9 protein-coding genes are annotated in these 6,418 nt (G+C 62.9%); 2 read left to right on the top strand and 7 right to left on the bottom strand.

Going from position 1 to position 6,418, the window contains the following annotated elements; all coding sequences use genetic code 11:
* Positions 1–3: 3 nt before the first annotated feature.
* From NEI07_RS09565 to merT, 6 genes are all read right to left on the bottom strand, one after another.
* Positions 4–267, bottom strand: coding sequence for a glutaredoxin family protein (locus NEI07_RS09565; RefSeq protein ID WP_256034239.1), 264 nt, complete (start codon positions 265–267; stop codon positions 4–6).
* A 255-nt stretch (positions 268–522) separates the two neighbouring features.
* Positions 523–846: a hypothetical protein gene (locus NEI07_RS09560; protein WP_256034238.1), complete on the bottom strand. Its 324-nt coding sequence runs from the start codon at positions 844–846 to the stop codon at positions 523–525.
* A 3-nt stretch (positions 847–849) separates the two neighbouring features.
* Positions 850–2,544: a mercury(II) reductase gene (merA, locus tag NEI07_RS09555; protein WP_256034237.1), complete on the bottom strand. Its 1,695-nt coding sequence runs from the start codon at positions 2,542–2,544 to the stop codon at positions 850–852.
* Between the two features lie 321 nt (positions 2,545–2,865).
* Complete coding sequence (merF, locus tag NEI07_RS09550) at positions 2,866–3,111, bottom strand: mercury resistance system transport protein MerF (protein ID WP_256034236.1); 246 nt, start codon at positions 3,109–3,111, stop codon at positions 2,866–2,868.
* Positions 3,112–3,114: 3 nt separating this feature from the next.
* Complete coding sequence (gene merP / locus NEI07_RS09545; protein ID WP_175095297.1) at positions 3,115–3,393, bottom strand: mercury resistance system periplasmic binding protein MerP; 279 nt, start codon at positions 3,391–3,393, stop codon at positions 3,115–3,117.
* A 16-nt stretch (positions 3,394–3,409) separates the two neighbouring features.
* Complete coding sequence (gene merT / locus NEI07_RS09540; protein ID WP_305123682.1) at positions 3,410–3,820, bottom strand: mercuric ion transporter MerT; 411 nt, start codon at positions 3,818–3,820, stop codon at positions 3,410–3,412.
* A gap of 291 nt (positions 3,821–4,111) precedes the next feature.
* Between merT and NEI07_RS09535 the strand changes: the two genes are divergently transcribed.
* Positions 4,112–4,534 carry a MerR family transcriptional regulator gene (locus tag NEI07_RS09535; protein ID WP_256034235.1) on the top strand — a complete coding sequence of 141 codons (423 nt, stop codon included), beginning with the start codon at positions 4,112–4,114 and terminating at the stop codon, positions 4,532–4,534.
* Between the two features lie 184 nt (positions 4,535–4,718).
* Here NEI07_RS09535 and NEI07_RS19730 read toward each other — a convergent pair whose 3' ends face one another.
* The gene (locus NEI07_RS19730) at positions 4,719–5,222 is read right to left on the bottom strand and encodes a methyltransferase domain-containing protein (protein WP_407659878.1); all 504 of its coding nucleotides are present in this window, start codon (positions 5,220–5,222) and stop codon (positions 4,719–4,721) included.
* An 815-nt stretch (positions 5,223–6,037) separates the two neighbouring features.
* Between NEI07_RS19730 and NEI07_RS09530 the strand changes: the two genes are divergently transcribed.
* Positions 6,038–6,418: single-stranded DNA-binding protein (locus NEI07_RS09530; RefSeq protein ID WP_256034234.1), on the top strand; the 381-nt coding region annotated here is incomplete at its 3' end.

The raw sequence follows: 6,418 nt of genomic DNA, 5'->3' as shown, positions 1-6,418 counted from the left end.
AAGTCAGGCTTGGCCGACGCCAGCGGCGCGAAGCGCCTGCTCGTCAATTCCCGCGCCGGCGCAGCAGGAGAGCAGCCGGCCGTCGACAGCGACTGCGGGTACCGAACGAACGCCCAGGGCTCGAGCGCGTTCGGCGGCGCTGATGTCGTTCATATCGAGAATCAACACGTCGCAGGAGGGGCAGGCTAGGCGATTGACGAGATCGATCGCTGTCCGGCATGCCGGGCAGCCCGCGCTGAAGACTTCTACTTTGCGTTTGGCGTTCATGGCGTAATCCATGGGTTAGAGGAAGAGAGCGGAAGAACCCGCCGGCAGGCGGCGGTCCGCTACTGTGCGTCATCACGCTAGCCCTTGGAGCGCGCTCCAAAGTCAAGCGCCATTTTCACGTCGCCGGCAGCACGACTCAGCGACCACGAAATGAACCGAAGATTTTTTCACAGCGTCCTCAGTTTTCGTGCGGCTCGTCATCTCGAGCACAGTGACCGCTGAACATGCCGGAACGGTCGCCTGCGCGTGCGGCGCTCATTGCGCGATCAGGCCCAACTTCGCATCAAGCCATCGCCATGGGGTGCAGCCGATCCTCACCCAGCGGCCAAGCAGAAGGCTCGGCGCCGCCCCGAGTTCCGGACAGCCGGGATAGGCCATTGCTGCGGCGAGGATATGGGTCGCGCCCAGCCAGCCTGCGATGACAGTCAGCATGATCCATCCAGCAGGCGACCATGGAAGCGCCAGCGCCACCAACGTTAGAGCGATCCCGACAATCAGCCTTGCCAGGCGCTGCTTGGCGGTCAGCGGACGCCAGCCGGCGGGATTGTCATTGCAACAGGGCGCCACGCGTTTTTTCATCGCTTACCCCGCGCAGCAGGACAGTTGCTTCACGTCCTTGCTGAACGTCTGCGCGGCAAGCTTCAGCCCCTCGACCATCGTCAGGTAGGGAAACAACTGATCGGCCAGTTCCTGCGCGGTCATTCGCGCTCGGATGGCGAGCGCCGCTGTTTGGATCAGTTCGCCCGCCTCCGGCGCCACGGCTTGCGCGCCAATCAGCCGTCCCGAGCCGGCTTCCGTGACAAGCTTTATGAAGCCGCGCGTGTCGAAATTGGCGAGCGCGCGCGGCACGTTGTCGAGCGTCAGCGTGCGACTGTCGGTTTCGATGCCCTCGTGGTGCGCTTCCGCTTCGCTGTAGCCCACGGTGGCGACCTGCGGGTCCGTGAACACAACGGCCGGCATCGCGGTCAGATTGAGGGCGGCGTCGCCGCCGGTCATGTTGATGGCGGCGCGAGTCCCGGCCGCCGCCGCCACATAAACGAACTGCGGTTGATTGGTGCAGTCGCCGGCAGCGTAAATGTGCGGCGCGTTGGTGCGCATGTGCGCGTCGACAATGATTGCGCCCTGTGGGCTGACGGCGACGCCCGCAGTTTCCAGCGCCAAGCTGCGCGTGTTGGGCGCACGGCCCGTGGCGATCAGCAGCTTGTCGGCGCGCAATTCGCCGTCATCAGTCGTGAGCACGAATTCGCTGTCCGCGAACGCCACGTTGCTCACCTGCGTGTGCTCCAGCACTTCGACGCCCTCCGCCCGGAAAGCGGCCGTGACAGCCTCGCCGATCGCCGGGTCTTCGCGGAAGAAAAGCGTGCTGCGCGCGAAAATCGTCACCTTGCTCCCAAGCCTCGCAAAAGCTTGCGCCAGTTCGACGGCCACCACCGACGAACCGATCACCGCGAGGCGCGCAGGGATCGTGTCGCTCGCCAACGCCTCGGTGGATGTCCAATAGGGCGTGTCTTTCAATCCTGGGATGGGCGGAACCGCCGGACTCGCCCCCGTGGCGATGAGGCAGCGGTCGAATTCGATCTCTCTCTCTCCGCCTTCGTTCAGGCGGACGATCAGGGTGCAGCCGTCTTCGAACTTGGCCTCGCCACGCAGCACGGTAATGGCGGCATTGCCTTCGAGAATGCCCTCGTATTTGGCGTGGCGTAACTCATCGACGCGCGCCTGTTGTTGGGCGAGGAGCTTTCCACGGTCAACCGTTGGCTCGCTCGACCCGATGCCCTCATCGAACGGGCTGTGACGGCGCAGATGCGCGATATGCGCGGCGCGGATCATGATCTTGGAGGGCACGCAGCCGACATTTACGCAGGTGCCGCCGATCATTCCACGCTCGATGAGCGTGACCATTGCGCCGTCTTCGGCGGCGCGCAACGCCGCCGCCATGGCCGCTCCGCCGCTGCCGATGACCGCCACCCGCAAAGGCGCTCCCCGGCGCTCATGCTTGGCTTCTCGATCGAGTATTTTACCGGGTCGTCTCTCTTGAGGGCTCGCGACGCGGGTGCTTTTTTCAAGCACAGCTCCATAGCCTGCGGCTTGCACGGCGGCGGAAACCGCGACCGGGTCGAGCGCCCCGTCGCCGCTGACTCGAGCCGTCCCTTCAGCGTAAGAGACGTTCGCCTCACGGACTCCCGGAGCGCCGAGCAACGCCTTTTCGACATGACTCGCGCAGCTGCCGCAAGTCATGCCGGTGATCTGCAAGACCACAGCATCCCCTTCCTGCATTGGCTCCGTTGGCTCGCGCGCGGCGTGGCCCGCGCAGCACGCGGCATCCCGCGCGGGAGCGCGCCGCTGTCCGACGGCGTTACGCAAGCTAGCCAGAATCGGCGCGGCGTAGCTCGCCGCGATCGCCAACGAGCCGGCGACCGTTGTCCTGAACGAGGTCCGTTGGTCCATGGCTGATTTCCTCATCTCGGAGGGATGACGCTCCCTTTGGCGTTTCGAAAAGCGCATCAACGCAGGTCTTTGTTTCGTTCTTTTGGCGTAAACGCCTTCTTCTCACGGCCGACGGGAGCGGCGAGCAACGCCTTCTCGGCGGGGCTCATCTCACCTCTTCTGGTTCTGGCCCGCGCCAACATCGCAGCCGGCTGCTTCCGCGCGCCGGCGGCGCAGCGCATAGATCGTGACGCCAACAAAAACGAAGAGCGCCGGCAACAGCATGTAATCCAGCCACCCAGCCCAGGTGGACAGACCCAAGGCGCTAAGCAGGATCACGAGAATCGGCGTTGTGCAGCACACTGCGGCGACCACCGTGCCGACGATGCCGGTCTTGAGCAACGTCCGGTTGTCCATGTGTCACTTCTTGACGTCGGACGGATAACCGGCCCCTTCGGTCGCCTTGGTGAGCGCTTCGACGTTTGTTTTCGCGTCGTCGTAGGTTACGACGGCTTCCTTTTTCTCGTAACTCACTTCGGCTGCTTGCACGCCATCGACCTTGCTCAACGCCTTCTTGACCGTGATCGGGCAGGCGGCGCAGGTCATGTTAGACACCGACAAGGTGACCGTCTTCGTTGCGGCAAAGGCCGGCGCGCTGAAAACGGCGGACAAAGCGATCATCGCGGCGAGTTTTTTCATGATTGGGGGTCCTCTTTCAGTAGAACAGCGGGAGCACGTACGGAAACACGGTCGACCCTCCGATCAGCGCCGCCACTCCCCAGAAGATCACTTTGTAGGCTGACCTCACCTGCGGCGCGGCGCAGGCCTCTCCCGATTTGCACGCCACGACTGGGCGATAGATGCGACGCCAGGCGAAGAACAGCGCAACGAACGCGGCGCTGAGAAACAGCGGACGGAACGGCTCGAACGCCTTGAAATTGCCGAGCCAGGCACCGCTGAAACCGAGGCTCACCAGCACCAACGGACCAAGGCAGCAGGCCGACGCGAGGATCGCGGCGACGCCGCCGGCGGCCAGCGCCTTGCGGCCGACCGCTTGGTCCGCCGCCGCTTGGTCGGGCTCCAATCGGTCGGACGCGATCTGGTTGGACATTGTCTGTTCGGACATGGAGGATTTCCTTGTTTCCTTCGAAGAGCCTTCGGATGCGGCCCCCATCGGCCTCACTCAGCGCGAACCCAGCGCACGAAAAGGAAAAGCAGGGTGGCGACCGCCGCCGTCGTTGCAAGCCCCATCGGCGTCATCGCCATCTGGATGAGACCAAGACCTTCGCCGTCACACATCGTCGCAACCCTCCTATCGTGTTGCTTGCCAGCGCCGTCCGGCCAGAGTAATCAGACCCTAAGGCCTGTAGCTGCTACAGGGTCAAGAGGATTTTTCGCGAGCGCGAGGAGGCCCGACATGAAGCAAAAGGATGGGCTCTCGATTGGCGAACTGTCGAAACGGAGCGACGTCAACATCGAGACGATCCGCTATTACGAGAAGATCGGCGTCATGCCGGCGCCTGATCGCAGCGCAAACCGATACCGCGTTTACGGCGCCGACCATCTCAAGCGCTTGAGCTTCGTGCGGCGCAGCCGGCGACTCGGTTTCAGCCTCGACGAAATTCGCGGCCTGCTTCGCCTCGTGGATGGACATGCTTACACCTGCGCGCAAGTTCGAGAGCTGACCTTGAATCACCTGACGGAGATTCAGCGTAAGATCGAAGATTTGAAGTGGCTCAAACGAGCGATGGAAGAAATGGCCGCGCAATGCAGCGGAGAAAGAGCGCCCGAATGCGCAGTCATCGACGCTCTCTTCGATACGCGTCGCCAATTCGGTTGAAAGAGCGCGCAATCCCCTTTTAGGCAGCGACGCCAGGCAGGGCTGAAAAAGCCGTCCAACAGCAACGGCGCGGCATCATGACAAGGGTCGCGCGCATCCTTCGTACATGTATGTGAACGGTCGCGGTCCCTGTGCATACTCCGTTCGAAGCTCTGTGAGGTCGAAACCGGCCGAACGCACGAGATCATCCATCTTCCGGTCCAGATGGCAACCGCCCCCAATATGGCGCCACATGAGGGTGAGGCGGCGCTGCCAGCGCTCGACGTCGGCTTCGGGCGAAAGGCCGTGTTCGATAAAGACGAGCTTTCCACTCGGCTTGAGAACCCGTCGCATCTCGCGTAACCCAGTCAAGGTTCGCGATCGAACAATGCGTCCATGTCATAACGACCGTATCTATCGTGGTGTCCGCGAGAGGGATGGCGACTGCGGACGCCAGGACGAGGTAAGCGCGCACGCTCGCCGCGATCGCGCGCCGACGCGCCATGGCGAGCAGGCGCGGAGATGGATCGATCCCGACGACGAACTCTACTTGCTCGCGATACAGCGGGAAGTTCAGCCCAGAGCCGACCCCGACTTCGAGCACGCCCCTTTGGCGTTGGCGACTACCTCGCGGCGATATTTTTCGAGCTGGTTCCCTTATCCCTCGGCGCCTGGCCCAAGCGGCGCCCGCCGTGCGCCCCCTCGCCATGGCTTTCTTCGACAACGCCGGCGCATCGCGTCTTGCAGGTTTGGCAACAGCCTTGCTCATCAAGAGCCCTGGAGGTGATCTCGCATCAGTCGCGACCTGTGAGGCGGACGTCGCAGCCGTGGCGATGGGTGGTCTGTCTCGCTTCGATCCGACCTTGTGCTCTCGTTTGTCCGCTTTGGGCGCGCCGGGCGGCGCCGTTCGTCGTTTCTCGCGGTTTCAGCGTCTTTCGGTTTGGGCGCCTTGTTCCGTTCACGCCGCGGCTCGTCATGGCGTCGTCAAGTGGAAACCGGTAGCGTCTCGTCGGTGAGATCGCTTGCCTCGCCAATTCTGTCTCATCCGTGCATCATCGCGGCCGCTCCATCGTTATACGCCTGCTTCATGCGCCGACTCGTTGCGTCATGCCTTGTCAGATCGGATATTGCTCCAAGAGCCTCTTCTCGGTTCGCCAGATGATCCTGGAATAGCTGGCTCCTGCGAAATCGAAAGAGCGACTTACCGGGCTTCACAAGGCCCGCCGCGTCGATGATTTGAATTCGCCGCGTCATATTCCATCGCTCGCTATTACCGCGCCCGCCTCCGGTTGCATGGCGTTTCGTCCTATGGCAGCAGTCGCCGCCCAAAACCCTGCGTCCGCGACGATTTTCCCCTTGGCGCTTACGCGCCAATTCCTCGCGAGCCAAAATCGCCCCGGCCTTCGGGTCCTCCGCTTTGCTTCGGCCTCGCGTCGTTCCGGCGCTTCGGTTCGGGCGTCGCCTTCGCGGCCATCACGGACTGCCATCGCAACCGGGGCGGACGCCCCAACGATGGAGAGAAAGATGAAGACGTTCGCGGAATTCCAGATCCTCGGCCGCATCGGCAAGGTTCGTGAAGTCGGGCAGACGACGCGCGTTTCGATCTGCGCCAACTACGCCTTCAAAGACCGCAACGGCGAGACGAAGGACAAGCCCTACTGGAACGAAATCACGATCTGGAGCGACAGCGCGCGCAAATATGTTCGCGATTACGCAAAACCCGGCGATCTCGTGGTTGCGCGCGGCACGCTGAAGCAGGGTAGCTTCGAGAAAGACGGCGAGAAGGTCTATACCGTCGACCTCAACTGCGACGACTTTTCGATCCTTGCGTCCGCCAAGACGGACAAGTCCGACGAGGAGACCGAGGCGGCGCCCGAGACGGCGAAGAAGCCTGCGAAGGGCAAG

It is taken from the genome of Methylocystis suflitae (assembly GCF_024448135.1).
Taxonomy (GTDB): domain Bacteria; phylum Pseudomonadota; class Alphaproteobacteria; order Rhizobiales; family Beijerinckiaceae; genus Methylocystis; species Methylocystis suflitae.
Note: the sequence above shows the minus strand (reverse complement) of the source record. Positions and strands in the feature narration are given on the sequence as shown.